The sequence below is a fragment of the Microcoleus sp. w2-18bC1 genome (assembly GCF_036700365.1).
In the GTDB taxonomy this organism is placed as follows: domain Bacteria; phylum Cyanobacteriota; class Cyanobacteriia; order Cyanobacteriales; family Microcoleaceae; genus Microcoleus.
In genome coordinates, this window is sequence record NZ_JAUBOS010000013.1 from 78,776 (window position 1) to 100,452 (window position 21,677).

8 protein-coding genes are annotated in these 21,677 nt (G+C 43.6%); 5 read left to right on the forward strand and 3 right to left on the reverse strand.

Annotated elements, in window-relative coordinates; all coding sequences use genetic code 11:
- Nucleotides 1-148 precede the first annotated feature (148 nt).
- The 5 genes from QT979_RS10650 (at nucleotide 149) to QT979_RS10670 (ending at nucleotide 7,079) form a co-directional block, all read left to right on the forward strand.
- Nucleotides 149-2,089 (forward strand): response regulator, encoded by a 1,941-nt coding sequence (locus QT979_RS10650; RefSeq protein ID WP_333309734.1) that lies wholly within the window; start codon nucleotides 149-151, stop codon nucleotides 2,087-2,089.
- Nucleotides 2,090-3,997: a PAS domain S-box protein gene (locus tag QT979_RS10655; protein WP_333209865.1), complete on the forward strand. Its 1,908-nt coding sequence runs from the start codon at nucleotides 2,090-2,092 to the stop codon at nucleotides 3,995-3,997. It begins immediately after the preceding gene.
- A 672-nt stretch (nucleotides 3,998-4,669) separates the two neighbouring features.
- Nucleotides 4,670-4,840 (forward strand): hypothetical protein, encoded by a 171-nt coding sequence (locus QT979_RS10660; RefSeq protein WP_333209868.1) that lies wholly within the window; start codon nucleotides 4,670-4,672, stop codon nucleotides 4,838-4,840.
- Nucleotides 4,837-5,289 (forward strand): response regulator, encoded by a 453-nt coding sequence (locus tag QT979_RS10665; protein ID WP_333209871.1) that lies wholly within the window; start codon nucleotides 4,837-4,839, stop codon nucleotides 5,287-5,289. The genes QT979_RS10660 and QT979_RS10665 overlap by 4 nt, the downstream gene beginning before the upstream one ends.
- A 128-nt stretch (nucleotides 5,290-5,417) precedes the next feature.
- Nucleotides 5,418-7,079: a diguanylate cyclase domain-containing protein gene (locus QT979_RS10670; protein ID WP_333209873.1), complete on the forward strand. Its 1,662-nt coding sequence runs from the start codon at nucleotides 5,418-5,420 to the stop codon at nucleotides 7,077-7,079.
- 339 nt (nucleotides 7,080-7,418) lie between these two features.
- Here the strand turns inward: QT979_RS10670 and QT979_RS10675 are convergent, their stop codons facing one another.
- From QT979_RS10675 to QT979_RS10685, 3 genes are all read right to left on the reverse strand, one after another.
- Complete coding sequence (locus QT979_RS10675) at nucleotides 7,419-12,437, reverse strand: PAS domain S-box protein (RefSeq protein ID WP_333309738.1); 5,019 nt, start codon at nucleotides 12,435-12,437, stop codon at nucleotides 7,419-7,421.
- 679 nt (nucleotides 12,438-13,116) lie between these two features.
- Entirely contained in the window at nucleotides 13,117-14,337 is a 1,221-nt protein-coding gene (locus QT979_RS10680) for a hybrid sensor histidine kinase/response regulator (RefSeq protein WP_333209877.1), read from the reverse strand.
- Between the two features lie 251 nt (nucleotides 14,338-14,588).
- A complete protein-coding gene (locus QT979_RS10685; protein WP_333309741.1) occupies nucleotides 14,589-21,077 on the reverse strand; it encodes a PAS domain S-box protein in 6,489 nt (2,162 codons plus the stop codon).
- Nucleotides 21,078-21,677 lie beyond the last annotated feature (600 nt).

A 21,677-nucleotide genomic window follows, 5' to 3' on the forward strand; every position in this document is an offset into this window, starting at 1 on the left:
CTTTAATCTCACATATCAAATCTAAAATCTCAACTACGATAAGTTATGTAAATATCAAAGCAGTTGATTGAAGAGGGAGTGCTATAGTGACTATTTAACAAGTTTTCCTAATTTCAACACTTCTTAAATTAACAAAAAATAGCCAGCAATGACCAACAATCAAATAGAAGAAAATAAAGGCAACATATTAATTGTTGACGATACTCCAGAAAATTTACAAGTTTTATCAGCAACGCTGTGCGATCGGGGCTACAAAGTCCGCGGCGTAATTAACGGCAAAATGGCAATCAGGGCCGCGCGCTCTGGTTGTCCCGATTTGATTTTGCTCGACATCAAAATGCCGGATATGGACGGCTACGAAGTCTGCACCCAGCTCAAGGAAGATCCGAAGACATCCGAAATTCCAGTTATTTTTATCAGCGCTTTAGATGAAGTATTGGACAAACTAACCGCCTTTCAAGTGGGAGGGGTTGATTATGTCACAAAACCGTTTCATGTAGCAGAAGTTTTAGCGCGAATCGAACACCAACTGACTATCCAGAGACTGAAAAAACAATTGCTCGATCGCAATAAAGAACTGCAAGAAGAAATAATAGAACGCAAAAAAGCCGAAGAAGCAGCGGCCGCTGCATCGCTCGCTAAAAGTCAATTTGTTGCCAACATGAGCCACGAATTGCGGACTCCCCTGAACGCCATCCTTGGTTTTACCCAAGTCATGAGCCGCGACTCTTTGCTCAGCCACGAAAATCTCGAAAATCTCCGAATTATTAACCGCAGCGGTCAACATTTGCTGGAACTAATTAACGATGTTTTAGACTTGTCGAAAATAGAAGCAGGGATAATTGGCTTAGATCAACGCAGCTTTGACCTTTATCAACTCCTCGACACTCTCGAAGAAATGTTTCAAATTAAAGCTGAAACAAAAAAAATGCAACTGAGATTTTCCGTCGAGGCTAATGTTCCCCAATATATAAAAACTGACGAAAAAAAGCTGCGCGTTTGCTTAATTAACCTGCTGGCAAATGCCATGAAATTTACTCACGACGGGGGCCGTATTTGGCTGCGCGTGAGCGTGGAAAACAACCAGCAACAGCCGGCAGAATCGGAAAGTCATCTTAACTATACTTTCGTCGATCCATTGTTAATTTTGTTTGAAGTTGAAGACACGGGAATTGGCATAGCAGCAGCAGAAATTGATACTTTATTTGATGCTTTTGTGCAAACACAAGCGGGGAGAAAAGCGGCTGATGGTACGGGATTGGGTTTGACAATTACTAAAAAATACGTGCAGATAATGGGTGGGGATATTTGGGTAAAAAGTGTTTTAGGTGAGGGAACCAGTTTTAAATTTAATATCCGAGTATTTGCCGCTATTTCGTCGGAAATAACCGTGGCGACATTCCAGCGCGCGATCGGACTAGAAGCAGATCAACCGGTTTATCGGATTTTAGCAGTTGACGACAATCAAGAAAATCGGCTGCTGCTGGTTAAAATGTTGCAACCAATTGGTTTTGAAGTCCGAGAAGCGGAAAATGGCTACCAAGCGGTTGAAATTTGGGAAAGTTGGCAGCCTCATTTAATTTGGCTGGATACGCGAATGCCAGTAATGGACGGTTTTGAAACTGTCAGACAAATTAGAGCTAAAGAGAAACAAACTCAGCGACGAACTGTAATTATTGCTCTGACTGCTAGCACTTTTGAGGAAAGAAAAGGCGAAATTATCGCCGCAGGTTGCGACGATTTTGTGCGAAAACCTTTTCAAGAACAAATCCTTTTTGATAAGATGGCTTGCTACTTGGGAGTGCGCTATCTTTATCAAGAGTTGCCCCGGCTCCCAGTCGGGGCTTTACGGCGTTATTGTGTGAACGAAAAACCCGATTCATTTTTCGGAGGGCTGCTGGCTCAAATGCCTCAAAGCTGGGTGAAGGAACTCCATGACGCAGCTAATGATGTTAATGAAGAGCTGGCGATTCAACTTGTCGATCGCATCTGGGAAAGTCATCCAACCTTAGCTGAGGCTTTAAAAGATTTGCTTGCCGATTACCGACTCGACAAGATAATGGATTTAACTCAATCGAGTTTAAAATAAATGGATAATAGCGAAATTAAAGTATTGGTGGTTGATGACCAACCAAGCAATCTGCGGTTCTTATCCAAACTGCTAACATCCCAGGGCTATCAAGTTTACCGAGCTATTAGCGGTCAACTGGCGTTGAATGTTGCGATCGCCCATTGCCCGGATTTAATTTTGCTCGACATTAGAATGCCAGAAATGAACGGTTATGAAGTTTGTCGGAGACTGAAAGCGACACCAGAAACTGAACAAATTCCGGTAATTTTTTTAAGCGTATTAGATGAAATGAATGATAAATTACAAGCTTTTCGAGTAGGAGGTTCCGACTATATTACTAAACCCTTTCAAGTTGAAGAAGTTTTAGCACGCATAGACAAGCAAGTCCGCTTGCAAAAGCTGCAACAGCAATTAAAAGAACAAAATTATCAACTGCAACAGTCACAGTCGCTGCTTGCTAGCATATTAAATAGTTCCTTAGACTGTGTGGTGGCTTATTCTGCTGTCCGCAACAGTGAGGGAAATATTGTAGATTTCCAGTGGCTCTTGATCAACCCGGCTGCCGAAAAATTTTATGGTCTGCTATTAAATGAGATCCTTGGCAAGAATTTGTTAGCCGAAATTTCCCAAGTTAGCAATAATGGGTTATTTGATTTGTATGTTTCTGTAGTAGAAACAGGAGAAACTGTAGACCAAGAATTTTATTACGAACAGGAGCAAGAGCCAATTGTTTGGCTGCACCTTGTGGCGGTCAAATTAAACGACGGTCTGGCAGTAACATTTCGCAATATTACCGATCGCAAACGAGCAGAAATTGCCCTACGAGACAGCGAAGAACGCTTCCGCGCGATATTCGAGCAAGCTGCGGTAGGCATAGCTAAAACCGCACTTTGTGGTAAATTTATGCGGGTAAATCCTGGCTTTTGTCAAATTGTCCGCTATGCACAATCCGAATTGTTACAGCAAAATTGGGAGGCAATTACTCACCCAGATGACAGAGAAGCCGATCGAGAATACCTGCGCTCGCTGTTATCCGGGAAGATTCAAACTTTTTCTGTGGAAAAGCGTTTGCTATGCAAAGATGAAGCTGTGCGCTGGGCAAATGTTACTGTTTCGGCAATGCGCGATGTCAAGGGGACGCTACAGTATTTGATTTGTGCGATCGAGGATATTTCCGAACGCAAGCTGGTACAAGAACTGCTGCAAACGAGTTTAGACACTCAAACCCGCTACGCTCAAGAATTAACTCGTTCTAATGCCGAACTAGAACAGTTTGCTTACGTGGCTTCTCACGATTTGCAAGCGCCTTTGAGCACGATTGCCGGCTACGCTCAACTATTAGAAAAACGCTTTCCCAACCAACTTGATGCTCAAGGGAATAAATTTATCCGCAATATTGTTACTTCTTGCGAGCGGATGCAGGCGCTGATTGATGACTTGCTGGAGTATTCGCGGGTCGGTCGCAGTCAGAAACCTTTTGAGATGATAGATTGCAATCGGGTTTTTGAGGATGTTTGTGCTAATTTGCATTTGGCCATCCGCGAGAATCAAGCTTCAGTTACTAGGGGAGATTTGCCAAAGGTAAAAGGTGACTGTTTTCAACTGCTGCAACTGTTTCAAAATTTAATTGGTAACGCCATTAAGTACCGCAGCAGTGAGGCGCCGGTGGTGCAGGTGGACGCTTCGCGTCAGGGGGATAGCTGGGTGTTTTCAGTGCAGGATAATGGTATTGGGATTGCCTCACAGTACCATCCGCGAATTTTTCAGATTTTTCAGCGCTTGCACACCCAAAAACAGTATTCGGGAACCGGTATCGGTTTAGCAATTTGTCAAAGAATTGTCGATCGGCATGGCGGCAATCTGTGGGTAGAATCAGCACCCAATCGAGGCTCAACTTTTTATTTTTCTATTCCTATACCAAAGTGAAGCTAGCAGTCCGCCTGAAGCAGCCAATCGATTTTAGATTTTAGATTTTAGAATTTAGATTTTAGATTTTAGAATTTAGATTTTAGAATTTAGATTTTAGATTTTAGATTTTAGAATTTAGATTTTAGATTTTAGAATTTAGATTTTAGAATTTAGATTTTAGAATTTAGATTTTAGAATTTAGATTTTAGATTTTAGAATTTAGAATTTAGATTTTAGATTTTAGAATTTAGATTTTAGAATTTAGATTTTAGAATTTAGATTTTAGATTTTAGAATTTAGATTTTAGAATTTAGATTTTAGAATTTAGATTTTAGATTTTAAGAAAGCGACCCCACGGATGAATCCGGGGGCTTGTGAGCAAATTGCTTGATTGTCACCCGTCCTTTACTTAAGCTTTAAATATCTTTATCTGTTCTTTACAAAAATGCTTATAAAGTGTAGCATATTCACTGATGACATCGAGCTATAAATCTATCAATATAAATCTATTAGCTCTATCCTTACACAACTTATAAATCAGCGGTGCGCGCAAGACTTGTTAATTTTTTTCAAGTGTATCCAGAGCATCTTGCTTTGGGATGCAATAGTTTCCCTAGTAGTTCGCCCAGAAGGATTTGTGATGTGTTGGCAGTTTGCAGGTTCTCAGAAAGACTGCCAAGTGAAACAAGCATGATTCGCAAACCTTTGCAAATAGAGAAAAACGGTAAATTACTGCAACACAATTTCAGTGTTCTCAGCCAGATTTACCGGATGATGGTAAGAGATTCTTTGCAGGTACTCAGACACGGCTCAAAGTCCCGCAACCTCACAAAAGACGTTCGTAGTGAGACAAAGCCGTGAATTATCAAAAGAAAAAATTTACTCTTTTAATAGCAAACGATGACGAGGACACGCGCTTTTTGGTAAAGGAAGCACTGCGAGAAGTTTCATTAGCAATTACGAGCGAATTTGTGGAAAATGGAGAACAAGTGCTAGACTACTTGTACCGTCGCGGTCAATATCTTGGTAGCAGCAATTTGCATCAGCCCGACTTGATACTTTTGGATCTGAATATGCCGAGGCTGGACGGGCGAGAAACACTAACTTTGATCAGAGCTGACCCCCATTTGCAACAAATTCCGGTTGTAATGCTCACAACTTCCCACCGCAGAGGAGATGTCTTACTTTGCTACCGATTGGGAGCCAATTCTTTCATATCCAAACCAGTAACTTTTGAAGGATTGCTGGAAGTCATGAAGACTTTATGTGAGTATTGGTTTGAGATCGTTTCACTCCCATCAGATATGTAAGCTTTAATGGAGCGCTAAATGTCTAGTTAGAGTGTATAGTGAATTTGATAAGCTGAAATATTTGCCGATCGCAAGTATCGCTCTCAAAACAAAAAAGTTGCCTTCGACTCGCTCCGAACGCTATAGTTGTGTTAACACGTAACCAATGTCTGAAAATTTTGTTGGTTGAGGATGACCTCGGAGATCCGACAATGATCGAAGACCTTCTAGGGTCATTCAGCGAGTCTCTCTTTCTTCTCCAAACTGTTAAGTCTTTGGAGATAGGAGTTGGGCGTCTGGAAGTAGAGAAGTTTGACGCTGTACTATTAGATTTGTCACTGTCAGACAGCTTAAAGGGAAGCGAGGCGATCGCAGTTTTGAAAGGGCGATGGCCCACATTGCCAATTGTGGTGCTGACAGATATCAACGATGAAAATATTGCCCGGTCAGTATTGCGCTGGGGCGCTCAAGATTGTTTGGTAAAGGGAAGATTTCACCGAACTCTGCTGGTGCGGGCAATCCATTACGCGATCGAACGCCAGCAAATCGAAGAACAATTGCGGCAGCAGGCTCTGCGACAGCGGCTGTTGGGCAAAATGATCGAACATATTCGATCGTCAATAGATCCGGCAAGCATTCTCCAAAGTACCGTTGCAGAAGTGCGCCAATTTCTCCAAACAGACCGCGTTTTAATTTATCGCTGTCAAGATTGGGTGTCTCAATTGGACGGGGAAGAGCAAAAAGGTGCGATCGTCGCAGGTGACGGTTTGCCAGAAGGTTATATTGAAAACCAAAATATTAGTGCTGCTTTGGCGGTGTCATGCTTTGTTTTAGTCGAATCCCAGTCGGTACAAGCAATAGCAGATGTCAACACTGCCCCCTTGGCTGGCAGTTGCAAAGAATTGTTGACAGATTGTGAAATTGCAGCAGTTATCAGCGTGCCAATTTGGCAATCAGGCGATTGGGAAACGGCAAAAGAAACACAAGAAGCTACTGTTTGGGAAGTCGAGAACAATCAAGATGCAGCGGAAAATTATATCTGGCACCAGGCGAGTGGCAAACCGCAGGCGCAGGGTAAAAATTTGCCGGATTCGATCGCAGAAAATAGCAATAGTTTGTGGGGAATGCTGACAGCATACAATTGCAGCGGTGTCCGGGAATGGCAGCAGTGGGAAATAGATTTTTTACAGCACTTGGCAAATCAAGTGGCGATCGCGATCGAACAATCTCAACTCTACCGCAAGCTAGCAATAGCCAATCAAAAATTGCAGCAACTGGCAACTACTGACGGACTGACTGGCATTGCCAATCGTCGCCAGTTCGATCGCGTTTTGAGCTTAGAGTGGCGCAGATTGGGAAGAGAGGAACTGCCGCTGTCTTTAATTATGTTTGACATCGACTTTTTTAAACTTTACAACGAGTTTTATGGGCACCTCGGCGGGGACGATTGTTTGCGCCAAGTGGCGGGGGCGATCGCCAGCGCCACCAACCGGGCTGGGGATTTGACTGCCCGCTACGGTGGCGAAGAATTTGCGCTAGTGCTGCCCAACACTAGCGCCGAAGGGGCAAACGCTGTCGCCCAGAAAATTTGCGACGGCATCGCCAGCTTGAAACTGCCCCACGCGCGATCGTCGATCGGCCCCTACGTTACCCTCAGTTGCGGCATTGCGACAGCGATTCCTTCTGCCCAGGAATCTCCCAACACCCTAATTCGCAGCGCTGACAGCGCCCTTTTTCAAGCCAAAACCGAAGGCAAAAATCGCATTTGTCACGCCAGCAGTAACTCGGAATCTTCTCCGATTTTTATGTAAAAGTTGAAGGTAATATCATTTCCGGTTACACTCCTTATGATGTTGACTGTTGACGGTTGACTGTTCACTGTCAACCGTCAACAGTGAACTCGAATTTACTATGCCGATGCTAACGGATTTGAGATAATTGGTAATTTGTAATAGGGTATAATTCCGATGTTACGGTATTTGATATTAATGAGATGTTGCACCCTTCTCAATTACTTGTTTAGGAACAGGCAAGATGCCTGTTCCACAAGAAAATTCAGTCTTTGTGGAACAGGCATCTTGCCTGTTCTTGAGAATGGTGCAAAATGTGATAGTTTACCCATTTCCGCTTTCCAATTACCAAGTGCTCATTTATTGCCCCAAATTTGAATTCCTACCTGTTAAATTCGACCGCACTGGAATTTCAATCACAAACTCCGCTCCCTCTCCCGGCGTTGAAATACAGCTCAATCTGCCGCCGTGGCGATCGACTATAATCGAGTGAGAAATGGACAGTCCCAAACCCGTGCCCTTGCCCACAGGTTTAGTCGTGAAAAACGGGTCAAACAGCCTCGATCGCACGGACTCCGGTATCCCTCGCCCGTTGTCCGCAATCGATACTGCTACGAAGCCCGCACCAGCCTGATAACTGCGAATAGCGATCGTGCTGGGATGTCGATCGCACTCCTCGATCGAACGCTGCTTGTCCCGTTCTTCCAAAGCATCGATCGCATTAATTAAAATATTCATAAATACCTGATTCAACTCGCCCGGAAAACATTCAATTGGCGGCAATAGTTGGTAATCTTTAAATATCTGAATTTCTCCATAACTGCTGTGAGATTTTAACCGATTTTGCAAAATCATCAAAGTGCTATCAATTCCCTCGTGAATGTTAACCGACTTCCCAGCGGACTCGTCCAATCGGGAAAAATTACGCAACGATTTCACAATCTCGACAATTCGCTCGGTTCCTACTTGCATCGAATTAAACAATTTCGGGAAATCCTCAGCAATATAATCCAAGTCTATTTCATTAATTTTCTCCAAGACTTGGGCTGGAGGATTAGGACAGTAATGCTGGTAAACTTTAATCAATTCCAGCAAATCTAAAGTGTAATTGCGAGCCGGATTGAGATTGCCGTGAATAAAGCTAACAGGGTTATTAATTTCGTGAGCAACACCAGCAACTAACTGACCCAAACTCACCATTTTTTCATTTTGAACGAGCTGAGCTTGAGTCGTTCGGAGTTTGTTAATAGCTGCTTCTAACTCTAGCGCTTTTGAACGTTCTCGCGCTTCCGATTCCTGCAAAGCTGACTCGGCTTGTTTGCGATCGGCAATTTCACTTTGTGCTTGCTCAAACAGCATTGATTGCTGGATCGCGATCGCCAACTGCACGCTAATTTGTTTGAGACACTCGACCTCAATTTCCAGCCAGTGGCGGGGGCCCGCGCACTCGTGGGCAATCAATAGCCCCCACAATTTCTCGCCTTGCAAAATCGGCACTACTAAATTAGCTCGCACCTGAAATTGAGTTAATAAATTAATGTAGCACTCGGAAAGATCAGCTTGGTAAATATCATCCACAGCTACAGTACGACCGTGTTCATAAGCAGAAGCATAGCGGTCTTCAAAGCAGGAATCGTCAATAGTTATTCCCTGAATAGCCAGCCAAGTTTTGCCCACAGACTCGACTGTTACAAAACCGCTCCAATCGGGATTAAACTGATAAATAACTGTCCGGTCTGTTTGCAAAAATTGCCGTACTTCAGCAACAGTTTTTGTCAAAATTTCTTCTAAATTGAGAGAAGAGCGAATGCGTTCCAGCATTTTTACCACCAGGCGTTCTCGCTTTAATTGCTGGCGCAAGATAGCCTCGGCAAGTTTGCGAGCGCTAATATCTTCAATCACAGCAATTACATAGCTAGGTTCCCCAAACCCATCCCGCACTAAAGATACCGTCATATTAGTCCAAACAAATGAACCGTCTTTGCGAATAAAGCGTTTTTCAATCGAATAATTAAAAATTTCCCCAGCTAACAGTCTGTCGCGCGACTCAACATCTGCTGCTACATCTTCGGGGTGAGAAATCTCCCCAACATTTCGCGATTTTAGCTCTAATTCTGAGTAGCCGACAATATTGCAAAACCCTTGATTTGCATTCAAAAATTGACCGTCGCGCCACACTTTGACAATGCCAATCGCCGCTTGTTCAAATACAGCGCGAAATCGCTGTTCGCTTTCTTGTAAAGCAATTTCTGCTTTTTTGCGATGGCTAATGTCCATTGCCGTGCCAAACAGCCTCACCACTTGACCCAACTCATTTTTAACAGATTGTCCTTTAGCGTTAACGTGCCTGATTTCTCCTGATGGAAAATAGATGCGGTGGTCGATATCGTAAGCTGTCCCTTCAGTCACTGCCTTTTGGACAACTTCTGCAAACCTTTCTTTGTCATCGGCATGAATTTGCTCGAAAAGTTCTTCCATTGTTGGCGGCTGATTCAATTCTCGACCGTAAACTCGAAACAGTTCTTCCGACCAAGTAATAACTCCTGCCTCCCTATCGAATTCCCAATTGCCGATGCGGGCTATTTTTTGCGCTGCTTGCAACTGTTCGGCCAGTTGTTGCAAAGATGCGATCAACTGCGTTTTTTCGGCTTCTGCTGCAACGCGAGCACTGATATCTTTGTGAGTGCCTGTTATCCGCAGCGGCATACCCCATTCGTCGTACTCGACTACCTTGCCCATCGCCAGAATCCACTGCCAATTGCCCGCTTTGTTGAGCATCCGAAATTCAAATTCATAGATATCAGTCTCACCTTCTATATAGGAATTTAAACATTCCATTACCTTCACTCGGTCTTCTGGATGCAACAAACTTTCCCAACATTTGAGGTTATTTTCAATTTCGGTTTCTGCATAGCCTAGCATTGATTTCCAATAAAAGTCGAAATAAGTTTCGCCAGTAGCTATATTCCAATCCCACAGCCCCAAAGAGCTGCCGGAAACCGCCAACTGTAATCGCTCTTGACTGAGTTTTAATGCCGATTCGGTGCGTTTTATTTCTGTGAGGTCGGCAATGATAGCTATCATTCCTATCGGTTGCATAGCGCTATCTTTAATGCAGTTAGCTCGCAAAAAAGTTTCTATAATATCGCCCTTTTTACTCTTAATTTCAATTTCACTTTCCCAGGAAAAACCTTTCCGTAGCACCTTAAATAACTTTCTCAAATCTTGAGATTTGGGGTACATTACTGCTGGGCCGCCGGCATTATTTAGTTCCTCAACTGTATAGCCGTAGCGCTGAATAAATGCTTGATTATGATAAACGGAATAACCGTCCAAATCTGCGATCGCGATCGCATCACTAGCGCTGTCTACAGCTTGAGTTACCAGACACAGAGTCAGTTCGGCTTGTTTGCGATCGGTAATATCAAAAATCGCTCTGTCGAGCCACAAAACCAGCCCTTCCAGATTGTAAGTTGGCCTACCTCTTTCCGACATCCACCGCACCGCCCCGTCATCGCGAACAATCCGGTATTCTAGATTGTACGGCTGTTTCGACTCTACTGCTGCGCTGATTTGTCGATCGACCATTTCCTTGTCTGCCTCGTGGACAATGCTCGCAAAACTCAAGGGGTTGTTGCGAATAAAATCCCCAGCAGGATACCCACTAATTACCTCAATTTCATCGCTAATAAATAGCATCGTCCACTCAGCATCGTACAAGCTGCGGCAGATAGCGCCTGGGATATTCTCAACGAGCGATCGAAATCTGGCTTCGCTCTCCCGCAAAGCTGCTTCAGCCTGTTTTAAATCAGTAATGTCCAGCACCATGCCTTCCCAAACTATATCCCCTTCCTGTCCTATTTCCGTCGGACGATCAACTCGTTCCGGTCTCGAAACCCCTTGCATCCACTTAAGTTTTCCCGACGGTACAATCGCCCGCCATTCCTGCTGCCAGGGCTGCATATCTGCTGCAGAAACAGCAATAGATTCTTCAAATTTTTGACGATCATCTGGATGAATAAAATCAAAAAGTAGTTGAGGATTCTGCTGAATATTTTCTGGTTCCAATTCAAATAAATAGCGACTGCCAGAAGAAATATAAGGAAAACTTTTATGACCGTCGGTTGAAAGACGAAATTGATAAATTATTCCCGGTAAATTGGCTGCAAGTTGCCGAAGTCTAGCTTCGCTTTCTTGCTGCGCTAATTGTTTGCGCCTATCCTCAGTGATATCTCGAATTATCCCCACGAGATTTTTACTGCCATCACTATTTTCAAATACAGTTTTTTTTGTAGACAAAATGTGCTTTGCACCGCGGCCGTCCGTAAATATTTCCTCGCTCTCATTTTCTTCCCCAGTCCTAAACACTTGTTCGTCATTCTGCCAAAAAATCTCAGCTTCTTGTTTTGGGAAAAAATCGTAATCCGACTTGCCCAGCAGTTCCTCGCGTTCCTTGCCGAGCAGCTTGCAAAAAGCATCATTTAACAGTATCCAGCGGTGCTGTTCATCCTTGACAAAAAGTGGATCGGCAACTGCATCGATTGTATAATTTAAAAACTTTTTACTAGCTTCTAGTTCGGAAAGTGCTAAAATCTTATCTGTAATATCATTGATAGTTCCTGTCGTCCCCTGCGCCTCGCCGTTCCCGCCAAACATAAAAAATTCTTGCACTTCCACCCACCGAATTTCCCCATTTTTGGTAACATATCGACTTTGGTAACAACAGGATATTTCTTGATTTTGTCTTTGACATCTAAACGAATTTAAATATTGGTATTGATCCTCAGAATAAATGTAACTCAAACAGGAAGTTCCTAAGCTTTCATCAACGGTAAATCCGGTAATTTCTGTCCAAGCCGGATTGAGAAAAGTCCAATTGCCAGCAGTATTTGTTTCAAAAACGACTTCTTTGATATTGCCAACAACCTGCTGGTATTTTTCTTGACTTTTTTGCCATTCTGCTTGCCGTTTCTGGCGGGCGATCGCGCACCTAAGCGTCCGCACCAGCAGCCGGCTGTCTACCTGTCTTTTCACCAGATAATCTTGGGCGCCGGCGGCAATTAACTCCACAGCCAGTTCTTCGTCATCGGCCGCTGTCAGAATGACGATCGGAGTATTGATACCGCAACCTTGAATTCGGAAAAAAGTATTAAATTTTGGGCTGTCAGGAAGTGAAAGATCTAATAAAATTACATCAAAAATTTTGTCGCTTAAAATTTCTATCGCTTGCCGGAGGCGAACTACATTGGTGACATCAATTGATTGTCTTAGTTGGGGCTCAGACAGCAGTTCTTGAATGAATTCTGCATCTTCTGCACAATCTTCTACTAAAAGAATTTTTAAACCAGGCGTTAAAGTTGACTCAAAAACAGATGTCATACCATTTTATATTTTATATTTTTGATTTGAGATTTGGAATGACTGATGACTATCGCAGTTGGGTTATTGCGTACAGTAGCATTTTTTTACTGCTATCCTTTTGCTATTTTTTAGTAATTATAAAATCTCAGCAACGGATGCAGCTACCTAGCTCATGATTGGGGAACTTGAAGCACACGCTTTAGAGTGCGCTGTGTGCTTGCCGACCACCCAGATTTATTTGTAGAATTGAGTTGTTCGCTGCAAGTTTTCCGCCTGGCCCCAAACCTAGTGGGCCAAAATTATCATAGTCTTACAAATATTGCAACTTTACTCTATTTTAATTTACAACCTTTGGCAGGGGAATAGCAAGAGGCAAGTCAAAAGAGCGCGGAGTAATCAGGATTGGCATTGCTGATAGCCTTTGAAATTTTAGATTTTAAATTGCCGCTTAAAGCTCGCCTAAAGTTAAATTATTTATTTGTGAAATGGTATTACTACTAAGCTACGAGAATTACCGTTGATTTACAAAATACGCTCTGAGATTGTGTCCGGTTAATTGCCCGCCATTAGCGCTTGTATTGAGCAATGCAAGTCCTCTCTTGATCGAGTAACCAAGACTTGCATTCCTTGCTACAAATTTAATTACAAACTTAATTATGGTTGTCTAACCGGACATAATTTAACTCAGTTGAGTCGCTCAATTTGTCTGCGGTTTGGGCAGCACAACTGTAAATACGCTGCCTTGACCGACATTGCTGCTAATAGCAATCTCACCGTTAAAAGGCTTTAAAAGTTCAATACAAGTATAAAGTCCTAGACCTGTTCCTGTCGGTTCGCCTGCGGTTTTTTCCTCGCCTTTAGGCGGCTTGGATGTGTAAAAAGGGTCAAAAACTTTTGGCAAATCTTCAGATGATATGCCGCATCCCGTATCTGCAATATCCATGTATATGTTCGAGTCGTCTTGCCGAGTCACGATAGTTATTTCTCTGCTTTTCTTTTCCCACATAGCATCCATTGCATTATTGATTAAATTATAAAATACTTGAGAAAGATAGGAATAAATTAATGGAATACTGGCAATTTCTTCGTCATAAAAGTATTTTTTTCTAATTTTATTTTTAAAATACAGGTTGCCTTCCAATAGCTGAATTTCTCGCTGCACTAAATCGTTGATATTCACCGGGTGCAAATCTTGCTTTTGCTCGTTTCGGCTTTTCATCATCAGGGTATCCATGATCTGATTGATTTTTGTGACGGCTTGAAAAATATACTTAGTATAGTTAAACAGAGAGTCTTCTTGAATTTGTGTGGCTTTTGTTTCAATCAAATCGACGCTAGTCTGGATCACTTGCAGGGGACTTTTGAGGTTGTGAACCATGCCCTGAGTCAAACGTCCGATGATGGCTGTTTTTTCCTGGTTTATTAATTGCTTGGTTTTTTGTTCAACAAGTCTTTCAAGGTTTTGGTTGAGGTGGGCAAGTTCGAGGTTTTTTTCTTCGAGTTTTTTTTGCAAGCTGCGGATTGTCAAGTGGGTTTGAATCCGGCTCAAAACTTCTTCGTGCTGGAAAGGCTTAGTGATGTAGTCAACTGCTCCTGTCTGAAAGCCTTTTACTTTATCAGGCGTATCGGAAAGGGCGCTCATAAATATGATGGGAATATCTTGCGTTGACGGGTCTGCTTTCAACCGTCGGCAAGTTTCAAAACCGTCAATTCCTGGCATCATGATATCCAAAAGAATCAAGTCGGGATGGATGTAGTCAATTTGCTCGATCGCACTTTCGCCGTCTAGAGCCACTAATACTTTAAACCCGTAATTCCTTAACAACTCGAAAAGCACGTCAAGATTTGTTTGGTTGTCATCGACAATTAGTATGATGCTTCTGTCGGAATTCTTATCGTTCATATTCAAGGGAAACATTCAAATTTTTGATTTTTGAGTTGTGGGTTGTGACGTTAAATCGGATTCAATGAATTTTTGGCGGCTCTAGAAACCCGGTTGCTTCCTAGATGCTTCTATTTGCAATAACCCTTTGAGGAGCCGGCTGCGAGTCCGGGCCGCCCAAGCAAATTAAGTTGTCGCTTCGCGGGAGGCCACAACACCTAATTGAGAATGGTACTCTGGGCGCGAGATTTAACTGATTTTGAGTTGTCTGTTAGCTACCGTCAATTTTAGGACAAATGTTGCTTCAAAAAATCTCGAATTTGCTTGAGCTGAAATCCTTTAGCAAGTTGGCGCAGGTGATGAACGAAAGGCACTAATGTCGGGTCAGAATGTTCGAGTTTAGCAGTTTCTTCCAGAATAGCTTCAATATCGCCCATTGCAGCCAATCTTAACAACGCCAAGACTGACTCTGAGGCAGGAGACACCATCGTTGAGTCAGCAGCAGCAATCTCAGAAGATGCTTTTGCAGTTTGATCTGTCCGCTTTTTGGTTTGTGCTCTTTCTTCGTAAACCCATTCTAGTCTCAAATGCAGGCGCAATAATTCTAAAAGCTCATTAGTTTGAATCGGCTTGGTGAGAAAATTATCGCAACCTGCAAGTATGCTCTCTTGCTTGGTAGTCTCGTAAACGTTAGCGGACAAAGCAAGGATAACCGTATCTTTTAATTCCGGCAACTGTCGTAGCCGCCTGGTAGCTTCCCAACCGTTCATTACGGGCATCAGCAAATCCATTAAAATTATATCCGGTAGAAATTCCTGTGCTTTGTGCAAGCAGTCTTCGCCGTCTGTAGCTTCTGCAATTTCAAAGCCTAAATGAAAAAGCAGCCTATGCAACATGGCGCGATTTACTTCGTGATCATCCACGATTAGCACTTTCCGCTGGAGGCCGATAAAACCTACAAGCCGCCTTTTTTCTTGCCGGGAGGGGAGTTCCGAAGACTGGGCGACTGCGGGTAAGTCTAGATCCAACCAGAATATGCTGCCTTTGCCAGAGGTACTTTGGACGCAAATTTGGCTGCCCATCATTTTGACTAATTTTTGGCTGATGGAAAGTCCCAGTCCCGTACCTTCAACGAAATTTTTATGATCGCCAACTTGATGAAAAGGCAAAAATATTTCTTCTAATTTATTCTGCCCGATGCCAATGCCGGTATCTTCGATTTGAAAGCGAATTTTAGGGGTAGGGGCACGGCCAGTATTGTCTGTTTTCACCTCGCGCGCTTCTGTTGTTCCTAGCGGCGGGTTAGACATTTGCTCCGCGTCTATATTCGCGGTCAAATTAATTGTTGGAGGGGCAATTTCCGCTGTCAAACTAGAATTTTTGCAGTTGGTTTGAGGATAATTATCGGGGAAAGTTTCTGCATAACCGACTTTGAATGTAACGCTGCCGCTGTTCGTAAACTTAACGGCATTGCTGAGCAAATTAATCAAAACTTGACGCAACCTTTTTTCGTCTGCCAAAATGCCGTCTGGCAGCGCTGACATCTGCTCGTAATTAAAGGCAATTCCTTTTTGAGCAGAGCGCATCTGGAACAAATCAATAATACTTTTCACAAAACTAGAAAAATGCACGTTTGTCAGCGACAGATCCATTTTACTAGCTTCGATTTTTGAGAGGTCTAAAACGTCATTAATCAGCATCAGCAGGTGGTTGCCGCACTGGTGAATGTTGTTAAGGCTTTCCTGCTGATCTGCGGTAAAGTTTTTATCGACTTTGAGCAGTTGGATGTATCCCAAAATGCCGTTCAAAGGCGTCCGCAATTCGTGGCTCATGTTGGCGAGAAAGTCGCTTTTAGCGCGGTTGGCGGATTCGGCGGCTTCTTTAGCTAATTGCAGGGCGGCTTCTGCAAGTTTGCGATCGGCAATTTCGCTTTGTGCTTGTTCAAATAGCATTGATTGCTGAATGGCGATCGCCAACTGCACCCCCAATTGTTTTAGGCACTCTCCCTCCAATTGCTGCCAGGGACGCGGGCCCGTGCAGTGGTGGGCAATTAACAGCCCCCACAAGTTTTCGCCTTGCAAAATCGGCACTACCAGATTCGCTCTAACATCGAGACGAGTCAACAAAGCCAAGTGGCAGTCGGCCAGGCCAGCATTGTGAACATCTTCTATGGCTTTAATTCTGCCGTCTTGGTAAAGAGGAACGTAGGCTGCCCCGAAACAGGGGTCATAAATTTCCATTCCTACAATTGGTCGGACATTTTCGGCAACCGACTCGACAGCGATAAATCCACTCCAATCTGGATTGAATTGGTAAATAATAGTGCGGTCTACTTGCAAAAAATGCCGCACTTCTTCGACGCTTTTGGTAAGAATTTCTTCAAGATTGAGAGAATATCTAATGCGTTCCAGCATGGCTACTGCCAACTGTTCGCGCTTTAACTTCTGCCGCAAAATCAGTTCAGCTTCTTTGCGTTTTGTGATGTCGGTAATTACTCCAATTAAGCCGATGTAATTTCCATTAATATCTTGAATACTGTCGGCTCGCACCAGAGCAGTTACTGCTTCGTAGCTTTTAGTTTGCAGCGCAACTTCGCCACACCAAGAGCGACCTTGGCGAAGGCTTTTATAGATTTGTTTGTAATTTTTATACCGGACATAAAACGCGGTCATATCGCCAATATCATTGAGTTCTTCCACCGTGTAGCCGTAGCGCTGAATGAAGGCTTGATTGTGGTAAATAGACCGCCCTTTCAAGTCGGCGATCACGATCGCGTCGCTGGTACTTTCGACGGCTTGAGTGACCTGCAGTAAAGCTAATTCTGCTGCTTTGCGATCGCTAATATCCGTCATTGAACCCACCATCCGCAGAGGGTTTCCGGCTTCGTCCCACACTGCTTGAGCGCGGGCGAGAACCCACTTATAGCTACCGTCTTTACACTGCAAGCGGTATTCGGCGGCGTAATTGGGGGTTTGGCGATCGAGATAACTTTGGATCGCTGCTTGCACTCGTGAGTGATCGTCTGGATGGATGCGATCGATCCATGCGCTGTTGTTGCTGTCGATTTCGCCCTCTGCGTAACCGATAATTTCTTGCCAGCGGGCCGATCGAAAAGCTTCATTTGTTTGAAGATTCAGGTCCCAAATTCCGTCTTGATTGCCTTTGAGAACTAACTGCCAGCGTTCTTCACTTTTACGCAATTCTTCTTCAGCTTGTTTTCGCTGAATATGATCGCCCAACTGAGTCGCTACAGCCTTGACCAACTCTACTATACGCGGTTCCATAATCGAGCGATCGCGCTTGCAGAATACTAAAACTGCCAGCACCTTTGAGCTAGCGTGAATTGGCACTCCGAAACAACCTTTCAATCCGACTGATTTCGCCATTTGCGATCGGGCAAAAAGATGATTTTTGGCTAGAGAAATATCTTCAATCCATTCTACATTTCTGCTTGACCAAATCCGTCCAGGTACTGCCACTCCGGCGGCGAATCTAATTTTTTTACTTTCGCGGCCGAACCTATCTAAATCGCGATCGCTAGCGTACCAAGTTTCGCTGTGTTCCAAAAAAGTACCATTAGCATTCGGTATCCAAGCTTCCGCAAAATTCCAGCCGATCGCATTGCACAGCAACCGCAAAATATCTGGGAGAGCGCTGTGAAAATCTGCCGACTGACTAATAGCTTGAGTTGCTGCCAGCAACAGCTTTATTTCATCTTCTGCTTGCTTGCTTTCTGTAATATCAGTTCCCGTACCGAGAATTTGTTTTAACTTACCGTCTCCTGTTTTCGCAAATACAGTATCTCGGCTGACCATCCAGCGCCAAGAACCATCTTTGTGCCTAATTCGGTATTCAATTTCAAAGATATCTCCTTCGCTGCCTGTTTCTACTTGCAGTAAATAATCAGGCATTTTGATTGAATCTTCGGGGTGGATTAAAGTTGACATCATCCACGGCCCGATTGCCTGAATCTCCTCTACTGTATAGCCGAGAATGTGGTATATAGAAGCGTTCGCATAGATGTTTTTTTGTTCTATTAAGTCATAAACATACAACATATTAGGACTTGCCCCAGCAATTTGTTGAGTTAACCGCTGGCTTTCCCGCAGTGCTGCTTCTGTTTTTTTTCTTTGGGAAATATCGCGAACAATGCAAATGATTTCCCCGTCGGGCAGCATTGTCAGCGAGACATCTATAGGGACTTCCGAGCGGTCGCGACGGCATCCTACTGCTTCGGTGCTGTAAGAACCTTTCTGCACTAAATTCGGCAGGACTTCTTGCTCGAACCTTTGCAGCTCTGCACCTTGGTAGAATATTTTCCAACTGTTACCTAAGATTTCTTCGAGAGAGTCGTAACCGTAGATTTTGAGTCGGGCTGCGTTGCAATAAATCACCTCTTGGTCGGCACTGAATATGGCGATACCTTCGGAAGCGGCAGCCATTGCTGCTGCTTGCCGGTGGAGTTTTGACTCGAAACGTTTGCGATTGGTGATGTCGCGGACGATCGCGATAATTTCGTCATCCGTGCAGAAAACAATTCTCGCTTCAAAATCGTACAATTCATCATTAACTGGCATTTGATATTCTACAACTTGAATCTCGCCAGTGTCGATCGCTTGTTGATTGCCGGACAAGATTTTTTCAGCAAAAGCATGCGGTAATATGTCTTGTGCTTTTTTGCCAATTAATGCTTGTTGTGGTAGGATATTCTCGAAATATTTGGCCGGTTTGAAGTCTACAAAAGTGCCGTCTGCCAGACAGCGAAATATCATGTCTGGTATCGCATTTAAAAGAGCGCGGTTGGTGGCTTCGCTCTTACGCAATTCAGCTTCAGCTTGCTTGCTAAATGTAACGTCGCGAGCCACTGCATAAATCAAACCTTCTTCTGCAAACGGCGATGCTGTCCACGATAGCCATTTATAAGTACCATCTTGGCAAAGATAGCGGTTTTCTAAGCTAATAACGGGGTGGCTTTTTTTAAGCTTTTCTAATTCCGCTAGAGTAATTTCTAGGTCTTCTGGATGCACGAATTCTATCAAAGGTTTGGCTAAGATTTCATCACTGCTATAACCTAATAAATTTGACCAAGCGGGGTTTAATCGTTTGAAATAGCCGTCAAAACCTGCAATGCAAAGTAAATCCAGCGAGAGATTAAAAAATCGATCGCGGTCTTGCTGGGTTTGTTTCAATTCCGTAACATCCATCACCAAACCGTCCCAAACTATATCGCCGTTGGCTTGCTTTTCTGGCTTTGACGCGCCTTGCAGCCATTTCACTCGATCTCCCATAACTTGCCGCCACTGGTGTTGCCAAGCTTGCTGAGTCGTCGCTGAATTTGCGATCGATCGCTGCAAGTCTGAGATGTCGTCCGGGTGAACAGTTGCAAAAGCCAACGTGGCATTTTCTTCTATTTGTTCTGGCTTTAAATTGTAGAGCTGCCAACTGCCAGAAGAAACGTAAGTAAAAGATGTTTTTCCATTTCCATAAAGCCGATATTGATAAATCATTCCCGGCACGTTGTCCGTCATTATTTGAAATCGAGCTTCGCTTTCCTGCAACGCTATTTGCTGGCGTTTGTAGTCAGTCACATCTCGCATTGTTCCGACCAACATTTTAGTCCCATCGGCTTTTTTAAATACTGTTTTTTTAGTAGATATAATGCGTTCTTGACCGCCGCCATCGGTAAACAATTCTTCTGTTTCCTCAGCAAAACTTCTTTGCAATACTTGCTCGTCTCGTTGCCCAAAAAAAGCCGCTTGTGCTGGGGGTAAAAAATCGTATCCTGACTTGCCAATCAGTTCCGATCGCCTTTTTCCTATCAAATTGCAAAAAGCATCGTTTAATACGATCCATCTGTGCTGCTCATCTTTGACAAAAATCGGGTCAGGAGTAGAATTAATTGTGTGATTTAAAAACTCTTCTGATGCTTTTAATTGAGCTTCGTAACGGTAGCGATCGCTCACGTCCAAGACTACTTTAATCAGGTGGTCGATCGAGCCGTCTAGGGCGCGAATACAGCGCAGGGAAACTCTAGTATAAACTGTTTGTCCGTCTTTTCTGCGCCACCTTTTGTCTAGAACATAGCCTTCACTCTCCCCTGCCAAAATTTTATTTAACTGCTCTAAACTTGCCTGCAAGTCTTCAGGAAAAACCCACATCTCCCAATTCTCATGCCAAAAATCCTGGCGATCGTATCCCAGCAAATCGCACAAAGCATCGTTTACTTCTAACCACTCGTATTTTTCTGGGGCTGAGGGGGAAATAGGAGGAGCAAGAATGGCAATTCCGACGAGAGAATTCTCGACTACCGAGCGATATTTTTCTTCACTTTTTCGCAAAGCTTCTTGGTTGTGCTGTCTCTCGACTGCGTAACGCAGCGATCTAATTAACACTTCGCTGTCGATTTTTCGCTTCACTAGATAATCTTGAGCTCCGGCTTGGATTGACTGCACGGCAAGCTCTTCATCGTTGCGGGCAGTCAGTACGACAATCGGAGTATTTAGGCTATATTCTTGTATTTTGACAATTGTATTTAAGTCTTGGCTATCGGGCAGCGAAAGATCTAGTAAAATCACATCAAAATGTTCGCTGACCAAAAGTTGCTGCGCTTTGCTGAGACGGTCTGTACAACTTACTGATAGCCTTTGGGGTTCGGCTCTACTGACATTTGTTTCTAATAATAATTCTTCGATCAGATCGGCTTCTGCTTGATTGTCTTCGACCAGAAGAACTTTAAAGCCGTTTCGCTTTGCGGGTGGGCTCAAAACTGATATCATATACCTTATTTTTTGTCAGAAGGCAGTGTAGCCAACTATTATAGCATATAAAGAATTGTCTAGCCACAAATCCTGCCGTTACCAGTTAAAAACTCTTTGGTTCAACAATTACAATGCACTTTATCTCAGATGTTGGACGGTTCTAAAGAAGGGGTTTTCCTGCCGATTTCACAAATAGTAAATTTTCTGGGGAGGGTTTCTTCTAACCAGCCCTTAAAAGGCTTATTAAAAATGGTACAATATCTGATATCTATGCGATTGTGTTTTTCCTCTAAGTAGGCTAACGCAATCAGGGGGAAATTTTTTAAGGTTTTTAGACGCTGGGTTTCAGGAGGAAACTAAGCTGCTTAGTATTTTTTTCGGCGATCGCCCCTGTGACACGATGTTAGATTTTAGATTTAGTCCACAGATGAATCGGGGATGTGGAACTAGAATCTCCAATTTTCGGCGACTCACGACTCTTCTCGGAAAATAAGTATCGGTTTTTGGGCGGGTTCAGCCGATCGCGCGATCGAACCCCACCCTTTATTGCCATTGGATTCCGCTACCAACACAATCCAAGCTATCTCCCCACACCCATGAGCGATCAACGCCAAAAAA

Excerpts from the sequence above, each read along its gene's own strand:
- QT979_RS10650 (WP_333309734.1), top strand. The coding sequence starts at position 149 with ATGACCAACAATCAAATAGAAGAAAATAAAGGCAACATATTAATTGTT.
- QT979_RS10675 (WP_333309738.1), bottom strand. The coding sequence starts at position 12,437 with ATGACATCTGTTTTTGAGTCAACTTTAACGCCTGGTTTAAAAATTCTT.
- QT979_RS10655 (WP_333209865.1), top strand. The coding sequence starts at position 2,090 with ATGGATAATAGCGAAATTAAAGTATTGGTGGTTGATGACCAACCAAGC.
- QT979_RS10680 (WP_333209877.1), bottom strand. The coding sequence starts at position 14,337 with ATGTTTCCCTTGAATATGAACGATAAGAATTCCGACAGAAGCATCATA.
- QT979_RS10685 (WP_333309741.1), bottom strand. The coding sequence starts at position 21,077 with ATGATATCAGTTTTGAGCCCACCCGCAAAGCGAAACGGCTTTAAAGTT.
- QT979_RS10660 (WP_333209868.1), top strand. The coding sequence starts at position 4,670 with ATGATTCGCAAACCTTTGCAAATAGAGAAAAACGGTAAATTACTGCAA.